16 protein-coding genes are annotated in these 16,252 nt (G+C 66.7%); 8 read left to right on the top strand and 8 right to left on the bottom strand.

All coding sequences use genetic code 11. From position 1 onward, the window contains the following. Positions 1–331 precede the first annotated feature (331 nt). From grxC to IE097_RS15665, 4 genes are all read left to right on the top strand, one after another. Positions 332–592: a glutaredoxin 3 gene (gene grxC, locus IE097_RS15680; RefSeq protein ID WP_189461794.1), complete on the top strand. Its 261-nt coding sequence runs from the start codon at positions 332–334 to the stop codon at positions 590–592. 101 nt (positions 593–693) lie between these two features. Next, entirely contained in the window at positions 694–1,176 is a 483-nt protein-coding gene (gene secB, locus IE097_RS15675) for a protein-export chaperone SecB (protein ID WP_189461793.1), read from the top strand. Between the two features lie 130 nt (positions 1,177–1,306). Further along, positions 1,307–2,299, top strand: a complete 993-nt coding sequence (locus IE097_RS15670) for an NAD(P)H-dependent glycerol-3-phosphate dehydrogenase (RefSeq protein ID WP_189461792.1) — start codon at positions 1,307–1,309, stop codon at positions 2,297–2,299. Next, positions 2,296–3,027 carry a metallophosphoesterase family protein gene (locus IE097_RS15665; protein WP_189461791.1) on the top strand — a complete coding sequence of 244 codons (732 nt, stop codon included), beginning with the start codon at positions 2,296–2,298 and terminating at the stop codon, positions 3,025–3,027. Before IE097_RS15670 ends, IE097_RS15665 begins: the two co-directional genes overlap by 4 nt. A 58-nt stretch (positions 3,028–3,085) precedes the next feature. Here the strand turns inward: IE097_RS15665 and bioH are convergent, their stop codons facing one another. The 5 genes from bioH to IE097_RS15640 all read right to left on the bottom strand — a co-directional run bounded on the left by bioH (position 3,086) and on the right by IE097_RS15640 (position 8,232). After that, positions 3,086–3,853, bottom strand: coding sequence for a pimeloyl-ACP methyl ester esterase BioH (bioH, locus tag IE097_RS15660; protein WP_189461790.1), 768 nt, complete (start codon positions 3,851–3,853; stop codon positions 3,086–3,088). 8 nt (positions 3,854–3,861) lie between these two features. Next, positions 3,862–5,037: an 8-amino-7-oxononanoate synthase gene (gene bioF / locus IE097_RS15655; protein WP_189461789.1), complete on the bottom strand. Its 1,176-nt coding sequence runs from the start codon at positions 5,035–5,037 to the stop codon at positions 3,862–3,864. Between the two features lie 87 nt (positions 5,038–5,124). After that, the gene (locus IE097_RS15650; RefSeq protein ID WP_189461788.1) at positions 5,125–6,966 is read right to left on the bottom strand and encodes a sensor histidine kinase; all 1,842 of its coding nucleotides are present in this window, start codon (positions 6,964–6,966) and stop codon (positions 5,125–5,127) included. Between the two features lie 229 nt (positions 6,967–7,195). Beyond that, positions 7,196–7,522, bottom strand: coding sequence for an AzlD domain-containing protein (locus IE097_RS15645; RefSeq protein ID WP_189461787.1), 327 nt, complete (start codon positions 7,520–7,522; stop codon positions 7,196–7,198). Continuing rightward, the gene (locus IE097_RS15640; protein WP_229797617.1) at positions 7,519–8,232 is read right to left on the bottom strand and encodes an AzlC family ABC transporter permease; all 714 of its coding nucleotides are present in this window, start codon (positions 8,230–8,232) and stop codon (positions 7,519–7,521) included. The genes IE097_RS15645 and IE097_RS15640 overlap by 4 nt, the downstream gene beginning before the upstream one ends. A gap of 113 nt (positions 8,233–8,345) precedes the next feature. Between IE097_RS15640 and IE097_RS15635 the strand changes: the two genes are divergently transcribed. Together IE097_RS15635 and ubiA are read left to right on the top strand one after the other, a co-directional pair. Next, entirely contained in the window at positions 8,346–8,879 is a 534-nt protein-coding gene (locus IE097_RS15635) for a chorismate--pyruvate lyase family protein (RefSeq protein WP_189461786.1), read from the top strand. Positions 8,880–8,890: 11 nt separating this feature from the next. Then, positions 8,891–9,757, top strand: a complete 867-nt coding sequence (gene ubiA / locus IE097_RS15630) for a 4-hydroxybenzoate octaprenyltransferase (protein ID WP_189461785.1) — start codon at positions 8,891–8,893, stop codon at positions 9,755–9,757. On the opposite strand, the gene IE097_RS15625 is transcribed toward ubiA, so the two are convergent. Genes IE097_RS15625 through IE097_RS15615 form a run of 3 tightly spaced genes read right to left on the bottom strand, consistent with a single transcriptional unit; the run spans position 9,742 to position 14,407 of the window. Then, the gene (locus IE097_RS15625; protein ID WP_189461784.1) at positions 9,742–11,322 is read right to left on the bottom strand and encodes a sensor domain-containing diguanylate cyclase; all 1,581 of its coding nucleotides are present in this window, start codon (positions 11,320–11,322) and stop codon (positions 9,742–9,744) included. The two genes, ubiA and IE097_RS15625, sit on opposite strands and share 16 nt — an antisense overlap. Further along, a complete protein-coding gene (locus IE097_RS15620) occupies positions 11,319–12,863 on the bottom strand; it encodes a sensor domain-containing diguanylate cyclase (protein ID WP_189461783.1) in 1,545 nt (514 codons plus the stop codon). Before IE097_RS15620 ends, IE097_RS15625 begins: the two co-directional genes overlap by 4 nt. Next, on the bottom strand, positions 12,857–14,407 hold the full coding sequence (locus tag IE097_RS15615; protein WP_189461782.1) for a sensor domain-containing diguanylate cyclase: 1,551 nt from the start codon (positions 14,405–14,407) through the stop codon (positions 12,857–12,859). The genes IE097_RS15620 and IE097_RS15615 overlap by 7 nt, the downstream gene beginning before the upstream one ends. Before the next feature lie 130 nt (positions 14,408–14,537). Between IE097_RS15615 and IE097_RS15610 the strand changes: the two genes are divergently transcribed. Together IE097_RS15610 and IE097_RS15605 are read left to right on the top strand one after the other, a co-directional pair. Then, complete coding sequence (locus tag IE097_RS15610; RefSeq protein WP_189461781.1) at positions 14,538–15,356, top strand: hypothetical protein; 819 nt, start codon at positions 14,538–14,540, stop codon at positions 15,354–15,356. Between the two features lie 87 nt (positions 15,357–15,443). Beyond that, the gene (locus IE097_RS15605) at positions 15,444–16,175 is read left to right on the top strand and encodes a YebC/PmpR family DNA-binding transcriptional regulator (protein WP_189461780.1); all 732 of its coding nucleotides are present in this window, start codon (positions 15,444–15,446) and stop codon (positions 16,173–16,175) included. The last annotated feature ends 77 nt before the right edge of the window (positions 16,176–16,252 follow it).

Here is a 16,252-nt window from a genome sequence, read left to right as displayed (position 1 = left end):
ACCGCAACGCCGCCCCAGACCCGACTGCAAAGCTGACAAATCCATGCCAACGGCATCAAAACCGTCAGTTTCGGCCTCGCCGGACCCACCCAACCGGCCCGAACACCACTGCCGGCCCGTCAAACACCCCGCAGTCCCTGCTTCACCGCGCCGGAAAAGCACAACGGGCGGCCCAGGGTCGCCCGGTTCTCCCTCGCGCGTTTATCTATATGCAAATCCGGGCAACGTGGCCATCAACGACGCGAAGCAACCGGACCGACACGGACTTGCACTCTGTCAGTAGCGCCCTCATCTGAAGAAAACGAACAGTTTTGACCTTGGAAACACGACCATGTCCAAAGTGGTGATGTACAGCACGGGCGTTTGCCCGTACTGCGTAATGGCCGAACGCCTGCTGACCGCCCGTGGCGTGACCGCCCTCGAGAAGATCCGCATCGACCTTGAGCCGGCACAACGCGAGACGATGATACAGAAAACCGGCCGACGCACCGTACCGCAGATCTATATCGGCGATACCCATGTCGGCGGCTACGATGACCTGGCCGCGCTCGACCGTGCCGGCGGGCTGCTGCCGTTGCTTGCGGCCGAATAACCGCTGCGCCGCGCCAAGTGGCAGCGGCCAAGGAATCGTGCGATGATTTCGCGCGCTGTCCAAAGCACTCAAACACACACCGTGACACCCAGGAAGGAATCATGAGCGAAGAAAACCAAGCAGCGGAAAACCAGCCGGTATTCGCGATCCAGAAGATCTATGTGAAGGATGTCTCGGTCGAGTCGCCGAACGCGCCGCAAGCGTTCCTCGAACAGCTGCAGCCGGAATTCAATATCCAGTTCCGCAACGAAGCCCGCGGCTTCGACAACGGTTTCTTCGAAGTCAGCCTGACCGTCACGGCACAAGCACAGGTTGAAGACCGCACCGTGTTCCTGGTCGAAGCCACCCAGGCAGGCCTGTTCCAGATCGAGCACGTGCCGGCCGAGGAAATGGACCCGCTGCTGGGCATCGGTGCGCCGAGCATCCTGTTCCCGTACCTGCGCGAAACCGTGTCGGACCTGACCACCCGCGCCGGCTTCCCGCCGCTGCTGCTGCAACCGATCAACTTCGAGGCGATCTACCTGCAGCAACGCGCACAACAGGCCGCGCAGCAGCAGGCCGGTGCGACCGAAACCACGCACTGATCCCTGCTCCCCCTGAGAACGGGGTCGACAAGACGCGCCGTGGTTCACCACGGCGCGTTGTCATTTGTAGCGTCGCCTTCGCCCTGCGCGACGGCGATCGGCTATACCGGAACACTGGAGGACGATACCGATGAAACTTGCCGTACTCGGCGCTGGCGCCTGGGGCACCGCGCTGGCAATCCGCTTTGCCGAGCAGAGCAACGTGATGCTGTGGAGTCGCAATGCCGATCAGGTCGAGACGATGCGCAGCGAGCGCGCCAATTCGCGCTACCTCGCCAACGCACCGTTTCCGGCCACGCTGTCGGTGAGCGCCTCGCTGGCCGACACGGTCGCGGATGCCGATTGCGTGCTGATCGTCACGCCGATGTCGGGGTTGCGCGGCACGCTGCGCGCACTGCGCGAACTCGGATCGACCGCGCCGGTGCTGTGGGCATGCAAGGGACTCGAAGCCGGCACCATGAAGTTTCCGCACGAGGTCGCCTTCGAGGAAATGGACCCGGCGGTGCCGCGCGGCATGCTGTCCGGGCCGAGTTTTGCCCAGGAAGTCGCCAAGGGCCTGCCGGGTGCGGTCACCATTGCCGCGACCGATGCCGCGTTCGCGCAGCGCATCGTCGAAACCCTGAACACGCCGGTACTGCGGCTCTACGCCAGCGACGACCTGATCGGCGTCGAAATCGGCGCCGCAGTCAAGAACGTGCTGGCGATTGCTGCTGGCGTCTGCGACGGCCTCGGCTATGGTTTGAACGCGCGTGCGGCACTGCTGACCCGCGGTCTGGCCGAAATGAGCCGCTTTGGTGCTGCGCTCGGCGCACGGAGCGAAACCTTCATGGGACTTGCCGGCATCGGCGACCTGCTGCTGACCGCGACCGGCGACCTGAGCCGCAACCGTCGCGTCGGACTCAAGCTGGCCGAAGGGCTGAGCCTGGACGAGGCACTCGCCAGCCTCGGCCATGTCGCCGAAGGCGTACCGACCGCGCGCGAGGTGAACCGTCAGGCACAAGCGCTGAATGTCGACATGCCGATCACTGCGGCGGTCTGTCGCCTGCTGTTCGATGGCGCCAGCGTTCCGGACATCGTCAATGCACTGATGGAGCGTGCGCCGAAGATGGAAGCCCAGCGGTGAAACTGCGCTACGCGCTGCTTTCCGACATTCACGGCAACCTCGCCGCGCTCGACGCCGTACTCGCCGATCTGGCCGACTGGCCGGAAGCGACGCTGCTCGATCTCGGCGATACGCTGTACGGCCCGCTGGATCCGCGCGGCACCTGGCAGCGGCTGCAGGCCGAATCGGCAACGCGGCGCGTACTCGGCATCAATGGCAACCAGGACCGCGACGTCATCGACGGCACCTCGTCGACGACCATGGACTACGTGCTCGACGAACTCGGTGCGGCCGGTGTGCGCTGGCTGCAACGCCGGCCGGCCAGCGTGCTGGTCGACAATCTGGTCTACGCCTGCCACGGCAAACCGGGCGACGATACGCGCTACTGGCTCGAAGACCTCGACGACGGATTGCGTGCGCTCGGCGACATCCATGCCGACGCCGCCGGTATCGCTGCCGAAATTCTCGTCTGTGGCCACAGCCACATTCCGCGGGTACTCACGCTGCCGGACGGCCGCATGATCGTCAATCCGGGCAGCGTCGGCCTGCCGGCGTTCCGTGACACCGATCCGCCGCATGCGATGCAGACCGGTGCACCGCTGGCGCGCTACGCGCGGATCGAGGCGACCGATCGCGGCTGGCTGATCGACCACCGCGCCGTACCGTACGATCACGAGCAGGCCGTCGAACAGGCGCTCGATCGCGACCGGCTCGACTGGGCACAGTGGCTGTCGTCGGGCTGGGCCTGAACCCCGGAATGCTGGACCACTGCGTGCAGCGCAAAACAGCGCGCGTTGCCCCGACCGGTCAGATCGAAGCCAGAAACCGCCGTTGCGCCGAAACAAAAGCATCGCGATGCGACACGAAGGGCACATGCGCGGCGCCACGATGAACGACGAACTCGGCCTGCGGCAGCGTCTGTGCCAGCCAGGCTCCGGCGGGTAACGGTGTCAGCGTGTCCCGGTCGCCGAACTGCAACAGCACCGGCAGATCGAGCGCGGCAACCTCGGCGCGCAGATCGGTATCGCGCAGGATCGCCAGCCCCTCGCCGAGCGCGTCCAGTGCGGGCTCGCCGTGCTCGAACAGCTCGTCGCCCAGTCGGCGTGCAACAGCGCGGGCCGCTTCATCCCCCATGGCCTGCAGGCTGATGAAGCGCTTCAGCGTGCCACGCCAATCGTCACCCAGACTCGTCGCAAACTGCGCCAGCGTTTTCTCCGGCATCGCGCTGCGCCAGTCCGGCCGCTGCATGAAGCACGGGCTCGACGCGACCAGCGTCAGCGAGCGCAGCTTGTCCGGCGAACGGGCCGCCCACGCGGCTGCAACCGCGCCGCCCAGACTCCATCCGACCACGTGGACCGGAAACGGAAATGCGGCGTCGAGCGCATCGACCATCATCGCCAGCGACAGCGGTGCATCGGCGGCGCTGCGGCCGTGACCGGGCAGGTCGACCAGATGATGGCAGGCATCATCGGCAAGGAGACCGGCGACGTCACGCCAGACGGCGCCGTTCATGGCCCAGCCGTGCAGCCAGACGACGTCGTCGCCGTGGCCGAGGGAATCGAAGTGCAGGTTCATCGTTGTTCCTAGTTCGGCGCCGGCTTCATCGCCGGCAACCGCGTCAAGCCGGGGGGCTCGGCCTGCTGCGCCAGCAGCGCGCCGAGGCGTGCAACATCGTCGGCACGATGCGCAGCCGACAGGCAGATGCGCAAACGCGGCGTCGGCACCGTTGGCGGACGAATCGCCGCAACCCACAAACCCGCGTCGTACAATTGCGCGGAGCGCTGCAACGCCGCCGCACTGTCGGCAACGACGGCCGGCTGGATCGGCGTGGCCGAGGGCAGCAGTGCCGGTCCAAGCACACTGCGCAGCATCGCGATGTGTGCGGCCAGCGCATCGCGGCGCCAGTGCTCGCGCTCGATCAGGTCGACACTGGCAAGGACGGCCTCGGCCAGCAAGGCCGGAGCTGCCGTCGTGTAGATGTAGGGCCGGGCGGTGTTGATCAGATAATCGATCACGACCGCCTCGGCGGCAATGAAGGCACCGGCCACACCGGCGGCCTTGCCCAGCGTCGCCATGTAGATCAGCCGCGGCGAATCGAGACCGACCGTGCTGCCGTGGCCATCGCCGAGCACGCCAAAACCGTGTGCGTCATCGACGTAGACCCAGGCGTCGTAGCGTTCGGCCAGCCGCATGATTTCGGCCAGCGGCGCGCAGTCGCCATCCATGCTGAACACCGCATCGACAACGATCAGCCGCCGCCTGGCTTCGGTCGTCGCCAGCAGCCGCTCGAGCTGTGCCAGATCATTGTGGGCAAAGCGCTTGAACGCGGCATGCGACAACTGGCAGGCATCGTTCAGTGAGGCATGGTTGAGCTTGTCGGCAAAAACCGCGTCACCGCGGCCCACCAGCGCACTCACGGCGGCGAGATTGGCCATGTAGCCGGTGGAAAACGACAGCGCCGCCGGTTTGCCGACGAAGGATGCCAGTCTGGCTTCCATCGCCTCGTGCGCCGCGCTGTGGCCGCACACCAGATGCGAGGCGCCACTGCCGACGCCCCAGCGCGCCGCACCGGCCTGTGCCGCCGCGACGAGGTCGGGGTGGCCGGCAAGGCCGAGATAATCGTTGCTGCAGAAATTGACCAGACGCCGTCCGCCGACCTCGACGTCGGCGCCCTGCGGGCCGTCGGTCACGCGGCGCTGACGGTACAGGTCGGCCGCACGGCGCGCGGCGAGTTCGGCTTCGAGCGGCTCAAAGGACATGGCGGTCGCGGCAGGACATCGGACCGCGATTGTAACGTGCCGAACGGAACACGACGAAATGCGCTGGCCGTGCGCCGGCCGGACGGATCAGCCGTTCGCGGGTCGCCAGTCGACCGCGGAGAGTTCCAGCATGAAGGATGCGCCCCCCTCGGGGCGGTTTGCGGCGCTGAGGCGACCGCCACAATCGCTTGCGATCGCCTGCGCCGTCATCAGCCCGAGTCCGAGCCGGTCGCGGCCGCTGTCCGGAACGGCGAAGGGCTCGAACAGGACCGGCAACGCAGCCTCGGCGATGCCCGGGCCGTTGTCGCAGACCGTAATCTGCACCCGTGGCCCGGCGCGCAGTACCGCGATCCGGATCACCGGTTGCGGCGAAGTCCGCACGGCGTCGAGCGCGTTGCGCAGCAGGTTGACCAGCAACTGTTCAAGCCGGGCGAGGTTCCCCGAGACGCGCAGCATGCGGTCGGGCTGGTCGACGTCGAGCCGGACCTGCAGCTGACGGATCTGCGCTTCGAGCAGCGCGACCGCATTGCCGATGGCGCCGTCGAGCAGCACCGGCCCGACCCGGTCGTCGCTGCGGCGGGCGTAGGCGCCAAGCCGCGTCACCAGCGTGACCAGTCGGCCGGTTTGTTCGCCAACCCCGTCAAGCTGGCGTCGCTCGCCGTCGTCGAGGCCAGGCACATCGCGCAGCGAGTGGGCCAGCGTGCGCATCGCGGCCACCGGCTGGCTCAGTTCGCGGATCACCGCCGACGTCATCTGTCCGAGCACGGCCAGCTTGCCGGCGTGCAGCAGCTTGTCGTGCGCGACGCGCAGGCTGGCTTCCAGACGCTGGCGCTCGGCAGCCTCGCGCTGCAACCGCTGCTGGGTGTCGGCGAGCTCACCGCCGCGCACCGCCACCTCGCGTTCGAGCGCAATCTGTGTCCGCCGCAACTCGATGCTTGCATTCATCCGGTCGAGCATGCGCCGGCGGGACTGGTGCCAGTACAAGAGCAGCGACGCGACCGCCAACAGGGCAAAGATGGCCACGACCAGGGTGTCGCGCACCGCCAGGCGCACCGGCGCCAGGTCGTTCAGGACCACCACCTGCCAGCCAAGGTCGTTCAGCACCAGCCGCTGTACCAGCACCGGTCTGGACTTGCCGCCCACCTCCAGTTCGGCGCGCTCGGTGCCGGCATCCAGCCGTTCGCGTCCGGCCAATCCCAGCGGGGCAAACGTACCGCGATCGCCGTACTGGCGGGTGTCTTCGATATAGCGGAGCATTTCGTCCGGCAGCGGTGCAAGCGCCCGCCATTTCAGCGCCGGATCGGTGGACAGGAAGACCACGCCATTGCTGTCGGCCAGCAGGATCCGCTCGCCATTGTTGGGCCAGTCGCGCTCGATCGCATCGAGATTGATCTTGGCAACGACGACCCCGACGACCTTGTCGGCATCGCGGACCGGATAGGACAGGAAGTAGCCGGGCTGGTGCGTGGTGAAGCCCACGCCGTAAAAGCGCCCGGCCCGGCCCTCCTTGGCCTGGAGGAAGTACGGCCGGAACGCGTAGTTCTTGCCGATGTAGCTTTGCGGCGTGTCCCAGTTGCTGGCGGCAACGGTCATCCCTTGTGCGTCGAGCAGATAGAGCACGGTCGAACGGGTGTCGTTGTTGCTCAGCGCCAGATAGCGGTTGATCCGGTCGCGCAGCGCCGGATCGTCCGGGTTGCGCAACAGCGCGGCGATGTCGGGGTGCGTCGACAGGACCACCGGCAGCGCGTCGTAGCGCTCGATCGCATTGCGCAGGCTGCCGGCATACACGTCGAGGCGATTCTGGCCGAGGTCGCGCAGGCGCTTGATTTCGCTCTTGGCGCTCCAGTTGGCCAGCAGGGCCAACGCCGTCATTGCCGTCGCCACCACGATCAGCCACAGCAGCGGACGCAGCAGTCTGGAACGGTTCATGCCGGCGACAACCGGACACAACGCCGGCATGCGTCCGACCGCGCAGGCCGGATGGAGCTGACCGGCACGCTGGCTGCCGGCATGGAGACACACAGGACCACGGTGATGGGGAGAGTGAGAAGAAAACGATGCCTATGCTACCGACATTTTCCAAACTCTGTCGCAAGTCTTTCTAATTGCTTTGCAATCTTGCCGATTTATTACAAATAAACGCGACCAATAATTACATCTATGACATCAGCAACGGACTGAGCCAGCGCCACAGGACGAACACCAGCAAGCCGCCACCGATCCCGGCCAGCAGGTGCTTGAAACGCCAGACGATGAAGCCGGTCGCGAGTGCGCCGGCCAGCCGGGCGTTGTGGATGTCCAGATCAAAAGCACCGTCCTTGAGCAGCACCGCCGGAACGATGATCGCGGTCAGCACTGCAACCGGCACATAGTGCAGCGTACGCTTGAACCATGCGGGCAGACCCTCGCCGGCACCGAACCAGAAACAGACCCGAAGCGCATAGGTGATGCCGGCCATGCCGGCCAGCAACAGGACCGTGCTCATGCCGCCTCCTCCGCCGGTCGTTCCAGCACCACGCCGACCGCCACCGCGGTCAGCGCCGCAACCATCAGGCCGAGCTGATAGGGCAGGCCGTGCGCCAGCAGTGCGACGATGCCGGCAGTGAGCGCGGCGCCGATCTGGGCGCGGTTTTTCAGCTGCGGCACGACGATGCCGACGAAACTCGCCACCATCGCGAATTCGAGTCCCCAGTGCTGGATCCCCGGCACGATGTTGCCGAGCAGTACGCCGACGGCCGTCGAACCGGTCCAGGCCAGGAACAGTGTCAGTGCCACGCCGAGGTAGTAGCGAGGCCGGTCGACGCTGCCCCGCGGGCTGCTGAAGCGGTTGTAGATCAGCGCGAACGCCTCGTCGGTGAGAAAGAAACCGAGGAAAGCGCGCCAGGCACGCGGCAGTCCGCTCACATGGGGCGACATCGTTGCGCTGTAGAGCATGTGCCGCAGGTTGACGATCAGCGTCGTCGCCAGGATCACCGGCACGCTGGCGCCGGCGGCGAGCAGCGTGACGGCGATGAACTGCGCCGAACCGGCATACACCAGCGCCGACATCGCCAGCGTTGCCCAGGGCGGCAGGCCGGCCGGGCCGGCGAGCGTGCCGAAAATCAGCCCGAAGGGCAGGATGCCGACGACCATCGGCACGGCGTCTCGCACACCGGAAAGCGCGCCGTCGGACATCGGGCGGGGAACTGTATTCATCGTCCGATCATAGGCGAGCGGCGCCGCACGCCACCATTACAGTCGAAAACGGAAAGCACCATTACAGCGGCCGGAGCGGCGGCACGGCCGGGGGCGCATGGCATAATGCGCGCATGCCCCGCTCCGCTTCCTGGCACACGCCGCTCTGTCTCGCCCCGCCGGCCCTCAGGCCCTGGCTGACCGAGCGCGGCTCGCTGACCGCGCGGCTGATGGCGCACTTTCCCGCGTTTTCGGTCCGAGTCTGTACGCAGGCTTCGGCCGGTGCCCATGACGACGAGCGCCGGGCCATCGCGCTGGCGCGGCGCAAGCAGCAGGTCGAAGCGCGCGAGGTACTCTTGATGAGTGGCCAGACCCCGCTGGTATTCGCCCACAGCGTGCTGCAGCACCGTGCGCTGCGCAAGGGATTCCGCCCGATCGGCCGGCTCGGCAATGCCTCGCTCGGCTCCTTCCTGTTCGCAACGCCGACGATACGCCGCTCGCCGCTGGCGTGGCGCCAGATCGACGCCCGCCACCCCTTGTGGCGCAAGGCCGCCGCGCACGTCGCTGACCTGCCGGCCCGGCTGTGGGCCCGTCGTTCGCTGTTCTTCGCCGGCCACGACCGCCTGCTCGTGACCGAAGTCTTCCTGCCGCCGGCCTTTGCCGCCTAGCCGATCCGCCCATGACCTCCGAAAGCACCCTCTCGCTCTACCTGCGCCTGGCGCGCCTCGATAAACCGATCGGCATCATGCTGCTGCTGTGGCCCACGCTGTGGGGCTTGTGGTTTGCCAGTGCCGGCCGGCCGGACTGGCTGCTGCTGGCGATCTTCGTTGCAGGAACGGTGCTGATGCGCTCGGCGGGCTGCGTGATCAACGACTATGCCGACCGCGATTTCGACCGGCACGTCGCGCGGACCAAGGCCCGTCCGCTGACCAGCGGCAAAATCGGTGGCAAGGCCGCACTGCTGTACGCGGCCGGTCTGACGCTGGCCGCGCTCCTGGTGGCGCTGCCGCTGAACCGGCTGGCGCTGCTGCTGGCCATCCCGGCGGCCTTCCTCGCCGCCAGCTATCCGTATACCAAACGTTTCCTCGCGATTCCGCAGGCGTATCTGGGCGTCGCCTTCGGCTTCGGCATTCCGATGGCGTACGCGGCGGTCACCGGCACGGTGCCGGCCGCGGCGTGGTGGCTGTTGCTGGCCAACATTTTCTGGTCGGTCGCCTACGACACCGCCTACGCGATGTGCGACCGGCCGGACGACCTGAAAATCGGCATCAAGACTTCGGCCATCACCTTCGGCCGCTTCGACGTTCCCATCGTCATGGCCTGCTACTTTGTCTTCCTGGCCATCATGCTCGTCGTCGGCCTCGATGCCGGTCGTGGTGCTTTCTACCTTGCCGGCATCGGCGCCGCCACGTTGCTGGTGCTGTTCGACCAGTACCCGCGCATCCGCCATCGCGAACCGCAGGCCTGTTTTCGGGCCTTCCTCAACGCCAACCGGATGGGTGCTGCCGTGTTTGCCGGCGTGCTGCTGGACTACGCGTTCGGCTGAGCATCGGCACCATCGGTGCAGACGCGGTTGCGGCCGCCCTGTTTGGCCGCATACAGCGCGATATCGGCGCGCTTGAGGGCGGATTCGAGATCGTCGGTCGCCCGCACGGCGGTAAAGCCGATGCTGACGGTAAAACGGACGGTCTGACCGCCGGCGCTGAAGCTGCCCTGCTCGGACATCGCCCGCAACCGGTCCAGCAGGCGGCGCGCACTTTCGACCGAGGTCTGCGGCAGCATCAGCGCAAACTCCTCGCCGCCGATCCGGCCGAGCAGGTCGCCCGGGCGGATTGCCGCCTGAATGCTGTCGACCAGATAAACCAGCCCTGCGTCCCCGACCGGATGACCGTAGGTGTCGTTGATGCGCTTGAAGAAATCGATGTCGACGATGGCCACCGACAGCGCGTTGCCGTAACGCTGGCTGCGTGCCAGTTCGGCGCTGAACACCCGTTCGAAACGGCGCCGGTTGGCACAGCCGGTGAGGAAGTCGCTGTCGGCCTGCCGCTGCAGTTCCCGGTTGGCGGTGGTGAGTTGCCGGCCCAGCCGGCGGACATGTTGCAGATAGGTCAGCGTCAGGACCAGCAGCGCCAGCGCTAGGGCGCCACTGCCGCCGATCAGCGCGAACTGGAAGCGCCGCTGTACCGGCAGATGCCGGAGTTCGGGCAGCGGAACCAGCATGTGCACGGTGAGCCGGTCCAGCCGCGCGTCACGCCGGCTCAGGAACAGGTAGGGCGTCTCCTCGCCGTTGCGCAGGTACAGACCGGCCGGGAGCAGGGACGAAACCGCGGCCTGCAGCCCGAACGGCGTCAGGGCCACATCGCCATAGCGCGCAATGCGCACCGCCGGATCGAGACTTGCCACCGGTGCGTCGGGCAGGGTGTGCCACAGGCGATCGTGTGTCCGGCTCATGATGATCACGCCGTACTGGTCGGAAATCAGCAATGACGGGTCGCCGAACAGCGCGTCGAGGCTGTCGACACGCACCTTCACTGCCGCAACCCCGGTGATGTCGTCGCCGACCCTGATCGGCACCGAGAAATAGAAGCCGGGCTGGCCGGTATAGCTGCCGTAGCCGAAGTAACGTCCGGTGCGGCCCGACAACGCTTCGAGGAAGAAATCGTGGCGGCCCAGCGACCTGCCCAGCAGGCTGGCCGGGTCTGCCGCATCGCTGGCCAGCACGATACGGCCCTCGGCGTCGACCACCCAGCCGAAGTCGCCCATCGTGCGCGTGATCAGGGTGTTGAGGTAGTGATTCGCCTCGTCGAGATTCTTGTGGGTCGGCATTGCCATCGCCCGCCGCACCGCCGGGCTGTCGGCGATGATTTCCGGCGTCGACTTGAGGTAGTACCAGCGCTCGGCAAACACCCCGACCTGGAGTTTGAGCATTTCCTCCCGGCGCATGCGGATCTCGTCGACCGCACGGCGTGCATCGGCCCGGACCACGGTGGTACTCAGCCACCACGCCAGCGGCAGCCACAGCAGCAGCAGCAGCACGTAGGCGATGCCCGCCAGCAGGAAGGGCCGCTTGAATCCGTCGAGTTTGAACAACGCCAAGATCTTTCCGTTCATGGTTCCCGTTCCGCACAGACCCGGTTTCTGCCGCCCTGTTTGGCGGTGTAGAGCGCCGCATCGGCCCGCGCCCGCAGGCGGATGGCGTCGTCCCCTGCCCGTGCGGTGGCGAAACCGATGCTGACGGTGAAGGTGAGCGGCCGGCCGGCGCCCGGCACGCCTTCGTGCCCGAGCTGCAGCCGCAACCGTTCGAGCAGCTGCAACGCGCCGTCGGCCGCCGTCTGCGGCAACAGCAGGCCGAACTCCTCGCCGCCGACCCGGCCGAGCAGGTCGGCCTCGCGGATGCAGCCCTTGACCGTGTCGACAAGGTGGACCAGCGCCAGATCGCCGACCGGATGGCCGTAGTCGTCGTTGACGCGCTTGAAGTGGTCGATGTCGATCAGCGCCAGCGTCAACGGGGTGCCGTAGCGCAGGCTGCGTGCCAGTTCGCCGGTCAGTGCCCGATCGAACTTGCGCCGGTTCGCACAGCCTGTCAGAAAATCGGTTTCGGCCTGTTGACGCAGCTCACGGTTGACCAAAGCAACCTGTCGGCTCAACTCGCGCGTCCGCAACAGATAGATCGCCAGCAGCAGGCCAAGCGCGACGACGAGCAGGCCGCAGCCGCCGATCAGCCCGAAATAGAAGCGCTGCCGGGCCGGCTGATGTTCGAGCGAGCGCAGCGGCACCAGCATGTGCACCTGCAGGCCGTTGAGCTTCGGGTCGTCCCGCGTCAGGAACAGGTGTGGCGTGACGCCCCCGTCGACGAAGAACAGCCCTTGCGGCAGCGGTTTCCGTGTGGGCGACAGTTGCAGCAACGGCAGAGAACGGTGGTTGTACAGCTGCTCCCGGATGTCGGACGGCAGCGCGGGCGCGCCCGGCAACGTCCGCATGCGGAACGCCTCGGTGCGCGCCAGCACCACCACGCCGTAGACGTCCGAGATCAGCAGGTCGTTGTCGTCGACCACCTTGTCGAGCGTGCTGATCTTCACCTTGAGCACCACGACGCCGAGCACCGCCCCGTGCGCCATGACCGGCGCCGAAAAGAAGAACCCCGGGATGCCGCTCTTCGCGCCGTAGCTGAACTGCATGCCCGGCTGGCCGCCGATGGCGTCGAGGTAGTACTGCCGCTGCGACAGTTGCACGCCGACGAGGCCGTCCGGATCGTCAACGTCGCTGCCCATGATGATCCGGCCGCTGCGGTCGAGCACCCACAGCGTGTCGGCCAGCGAACGCGCGGCGTACATCGCCAGGTAGCGGTTGCCGTCGTCGAGGCGGACATCGCTCGGGGTCAGCAGCGCCTGGCGGATTTCGCCGGTGTTGGCGATGATTTCCGGCGCCGACTTGAGGTAGGCAAAGCGCTCGCGCAGGTTGTCCGTCACCCGGGCGAGCTCGGATTCGCGCCGGGTCTGGACCAGTTCGATGAAGTGCTCGGCCTCGTCGCTGACCACGATGTGGGCCAGGCGCCAGGCCAGCGGCAACCAGAGCACGGCAAGCAGCACAAACAGCACGCAACCGGACAGCAGGGGCTGTGCCCGGAGGCGCCACTTGAGCCGTTTCAGCATGGCGCCGCCGCTTGCACGCGGTTGCGGCCGCCCTGTTTCGCCGCGTACAGCGCCTCGTCGGCCCGGCGCATCAGGTCTTCGGCCGATTCGCCCGGTCCGGCACAGGCAAAGCCGATGCTGATCGTCAGCGGAATCGCCAGCTCGTCATAAACCAGATGGCCCTCCTCGATCGTCGCCCGCAGGCGCTCGAGCAGTTGCGCCGTACCGCCGTCTCCGGTGTCGGGCAGCAGCAGACCGAACTCCTCGCCGCCGAGCCGGGCAAAGTGGTCGGTGTCGCGGATCGCCAGCGACACGACGTCGGCCAGATACACCAGCGCCGCATCGCCAGCCGGATGGCCATGAACGTCGTTGACCTTCTTGAAGAAGTCGATGTCGATGATCGCCACGCTGAAACGGTGGCCGTAGCGGCGCCCTCTGGCGAGCTCGGCGTCGAGGTCCTGGTTGAACTTGCGCCGGTTGGCAATGCCGGTCAGCGCATCGCTTTCGGCCTGGCGCCGCAGCTCTTCGTTGGCCTGCGTCAACTGCTGGCGCAGCAAACGGGTCCTCACCAGATAGATCAGCAACATCAGTGCCAGACCGAGCGCGAGGAAGCCGGCACAGAGCATCGGCCAGAGCAGGATGCGCTGACGCTCGTTCATGTGCTGCATCTGCGGCAACGGCACCAGCAGATGGGCATGCAGATCGCGCGGCACGTGCTCGGCCAGCTGGAAATGCAGGTAGGGAAGCGGCTCGCCGGCGATCGTCACGACGTTGGCCGGCAGCGGTGCGCCGTAGGGCTGCAGCTTCAGCGGGGTGAGGTCCGCCTTGCCGTAGAGCTGCAGGCGCTCGGCCGGCGGCAGTTTCATTCCGCCTGTGCCGTCCAGCACCTGCAACTGCCTGGCCGGGTCGCTCGACAGCACCACAACCCCGTTGTTGTCGACCAGCAGCAGGTCCCGGTCGAGGATTTCCTTCTGAGCCCGGTCGCGTTCGAGCTTGACCAGCACCGCTCCCAGAATCATGTCGCCGTGCTGGATCGGCGCTGAAAAGTAGTAACCGGGCACCTTGCTGACCAGACCGACGCCGTAGCGCAGGCCGTTCCGTCCCCGCATCGCATCGTCGAAGGCCTGCCCCTGCGGCACCGGAATGTCGGGCATCCGCTCGGCATGCGTCAGGTCGCTCGACAGACGCAGTTCGCCGGAGCGGTCGAAAACGAGGATCTTGTCGAGCGGCAGGTTTTCCGCCAGCAGGGCAAGCAGGCGGTCGGCGTTGCTGCGCGCCTGGGACAGCTCCGGATTGATCATGACCAGACGGACGTCGGTCTGCTCGGCGACCATGCGCGGCAGCGACTTGATCAGCTCGATGCGACGGTCCAGCCGGACGACGGTCTGCGCAAGTTCCGCCCGCTTCTGCGTTTCCAGCACGCTGATCTGCCGCGCCACCTCCCTGAATACGATGTCCCGACTCCAGCGCTCCGCCAGCGGCAGCCACAGCAAGCCCAACACCACAAACAGCAGCAGTCCACATTCCAGTGGCTTGGCAAGAATCGTGTTTTTGATGCCTTTCAATGCAGCTCCCGTTCGACGTGCCGCCCGGGCGTGGGTCACCGCCCTGCGTACCAATCCTGTCGTCATTGTCGGATACTTTGCCTTTCGTCGCGCCCGGCGAATTCCCTGATCCGGACCGTAAAATCACCACATGCCGTTCAATTTTCACAATTCCGACCGTGACCTCGCCCCCGGCGCACTGGCCCGAATGCTGTCGGACCGGGAAGCAGGCACGGCCCGTCAATGGTACTGGCTGGAAATCGCCGCAACGCTGCCGAAAGGGGACGGGCGAAGCGGCGACGCAACACCCTGGCCCGGCCGGCTCGCGCCGCTGTGGGCCTGGCCCTGGCTTCGTGCCAGCCGGTTGCCCGGTGTCGGACTGTATGCAGCCGTCTGCGAGGCGGCCTGGCAGACCGCGCGTGACAAGGCTGCCGGCGGGGCGCTGTACGCAGCGATCGCCCCCGCCCTGCTGAGCGGGCTTGGCCTGTTGCCGGCCAGCCAGGCGTTTGCCGTCTGGCTGATCCTGCTGTCCGGCCTGCTCGCCGCCCCTTGGCGAATCCGGCCGGCGCCGGCGACGGCCGATCCGCTGCCCGGTCCGGAGGAGTGCACGGGTCTCGCCGGACTATTGCTCGCCAGCGACTGTCCCCCCGACCGGGCGCTGGCGCTGGTCGCGGCACTGCGTGCCGACCCCGATGCCGCATGGCCGGAACTGCTGCAGCACCTGCCGCAACTGGCCCCGCCCGTACCGACCCGCCAGCAGTTGGCCGGACTGCGGGCCACCGGCTGGCTTGCCGGAACGCTGCCGGCGGCACTGCTGATTTCGGTGCTGCCGGCCCCGTGGGGACTGCCCGCCGCCGTGCTCGCCGGCGCCGCGCTCAATACCCGGCTGATCGGCCGTCGCGCCGGCCTCGTCACCGCCGGCAGTGCGGCGCTGGTTTACGGCCTCGGTGCCGCAGTCCATCTGCTGTAGGTCAACGCCCGCACCTGCCGCCGTACAGGCACGAAATGCGCTGTGATAAAATCGCGCCCATTCAAACCGTTACGCAGGAATTCGAGCATGGCCGGCCACAGCAAATGGGCGAACATTCAACACCGCAAGGGTCGTCAGGACGCCAAGCGCGGTCAGGTCTTTACCCGGCTGATCAAGGAAATCACCGTCGCCGCCAAGATGGGCGGTGCCGATCCGGCCATGAACCCGCGCCTGCGCCTGGCGATCGACAAGGCCAAGGGCGAATCGATGCCCAAGGACAACATCGAGAACGCCATCAAGCGCGGTTCGGGCACGCTCGACGGCGTCGACTACCTTGAAACCCGCTACGAAGGCTACGGCATCGGCGGTGCTGCGGTGATGGTCGACTGCCTGACCGACAACCGCACCCGCACCGTCGCCGACGTGCGCCATGCCTTCAGCAAGTACGGCGGCAACATGGGCACCGACGGCTGCGTTTCGTTCCAGTTCAAGCACTGCGGCTACCTCGTGTTCGCGCCGGGCACCGACGAAGACGCGCTGATGGAAGCCGCGCTCGAAGCCGGCGCAGAAGACATCGTCACCAACGAGGACGGCTCGATCGAAGTCATCACCCCGCCGTACGAATTCGTCGGCATCAAGGAAACGCTCGAAGCCGGCGGTTTCAAGGCCGAAATGGGCGAAGTGACGATGAAGCCGCAGTCGGAAACCGAGCTGAGCGGCGAAGACATCGCCAGGATGCAGAAGCTGATCGACGCGCTCGAAAGCCTCGACGACGTGCAGGAGGTGTACACCACCGCACTGATGGACGAAGACGAGTAAACGGCGCATTGCGTCATGCAGGAAAAGGGCCTTCACGGCCCTTTTTTTTTTGCCCCACAGCTCCACACAGGCGAAAC

Origin of the sequence: Jeongeupia chitinilytica (assembly GCF_014652315.1) — a bacterium.
Classification (GTDB): Bacteria; Pseudomonadota; Gammaproteobacteria; order Burkholderiales; family Chitinibacteraceae; genus Jeongeupia; species Jeongeupia chitinilytica.
Note: the sequence above shows the minus strand (reverse complement) of the source record. Positions and strands in the feature narration are given on the sequence as shown.